This is a genomic window from Acidomonas methanolica (assembly GCF_004346035.1).
Classification (GTDB): domain Bacteria; phylum Pseudomonadota; class Alphaproteobacteria; order Acetobacterales; family Acetobacteraceae; genus Acidomonas; species Acidomonas methanolica.
In genome coordinates this window covers 1-1,515 of the sequence record NZ_SLZN01000091.1, presented here as the reverse complement: position 1 = coordinate 1,515, position 1,515 = coordinate 1, and the positions used below count along the sequence as shown (strand labels likewise).

General features: G+C 64.5%; 1 protein-coding gene. It reads right to left on the bottom strand.

Translation table 11 applies throughout. From position 1 onward, the window contains the following. Positions 1-1,515: IS66 family transposase (tnpC, locus tag EDC31_RS17550; RefSeq protein ID WP_132127231.1), on the bottom strand; the 1,515-nt coding region annotated here is incomplete at both ends.

Below are 1,515 nucleotides of genomic sequence, written 5' to 3'. Positions count from 1 at the left end.
GCCAATTCCACGGCAACAGTTCGTGCAGACGATTGACCTTGTGGTCGTTGATTCTGGCGATGACGTCGGCGAGATAATTGTGGGGATTGAGACCTGAGAGTTTTGCGCTTTCGATGATGGTCATGGCGTCGGCGATGTTGTCTCCGCCGGCATCGGAGCCGGCAAAGAGATAATTCTTCCTGCCGATGCAGACCGGGCGCACGGCCCGTTCGGCGGCGTTGTTGTCGATAGCGACGCGGCCGTCCTCGAGGAACAGGGTAAAGGCATTCCAGCGATTGAGGGCGTAGCGGATGGCCTTGGCCAGTTCGCCCTTGCCAGGGATGCGGGCGAGCTGGGCCTGGCACCAGGCGTGGAAGGCCTCGACGCGGGGGCGGCTTTCCGCCTTGCGAACGGCCAGGCGCTGTTCGGCTGGGCACCCCGTAATTTGGCGCTCGATATCGTAAAGCACCCCGATCTGGTCGAGTGCTTCCTTCGCAAGCGCGGAACCGCTGCCCTTCCAGACATCGTGGAAATCGCGCCGCAGATGAGCCCAGCAGGCGGCTTCACGGACGCGCACGGTGCCGGTCGCATCGGGTTTGTAAAGCTCCCTGAAGCCCGCATAGGCGTCGGCCTGGAGAATGCCCGAGAAGGTCACCAGATGGGTCTGGGGATTGATCCCTTTGCGATCGGGAGAGAACCAGTAGGCGACAGCCGGCGGATCGCTCCCGCCCCAAGGTCGCGGGTCACGCAGATAGGTCCAGATCCGTCCTTCCTTGACGCCACGCGGCTTGCCGATCTGGCGCAGCCGGGGATCGAGAACCTGGATCGGGGTATCGTCGGCATGGAGATGATCCGATGCTGTCACCTCCTGGCGGATCAGGGTGACCAGGGGACGGAGGACTGCGACGGCCTGGCCGCACCAGTCGATCAGGGTCGAGCGGGGGATCTCGACCCCCTGGCGGGCAAAGATCTCGGCTTGCCGGTAGAGCGGCAGGTGATCGTCGAATTTCGAGACCAGGATGTGTGCCAGCAGGCCGGGACCGGCCATGCCGCGCGGCACGGGGCGCGATGGCGCCTCGGGCTGCACCATCGTCTCGCACTGGCGGCAGGATTTCTTCAGCCGCGCGGTCTCGACGACTTTCAGTTTCGCGGCGATAAACTCGAGGATTTCGGCGACATCCTCGCCGACCAGACGCAGGGGACCGCCACAGGCGGAACAGGTCTCGCCGGGATCGAGGACGATGCGCTCGCGCGGCGTCGTCTCTGACACGCGCGGCTTGCCGCGCCGCCGCCGGGGAGAGGTCGCGGCATCATCGCCCTCCTTCTCCTCGGGCTCCGGTGTGGTGTCCGCTGCCGCGATGGCGATTTCCACGTCTTCGAGGAGAAGCTCGAGTTGCTCGACCTCGCGTTCGATCTTCTCGGAACTCGTCCCGAATTTCTGTTTCTGCAGGCGGGCGATGCGGATCTTGAGCGACTGGATGAGCGCATCATAAGCCCGTTCCGACGTCGACAGCCGGGCGATCTCGACCTGCTGGG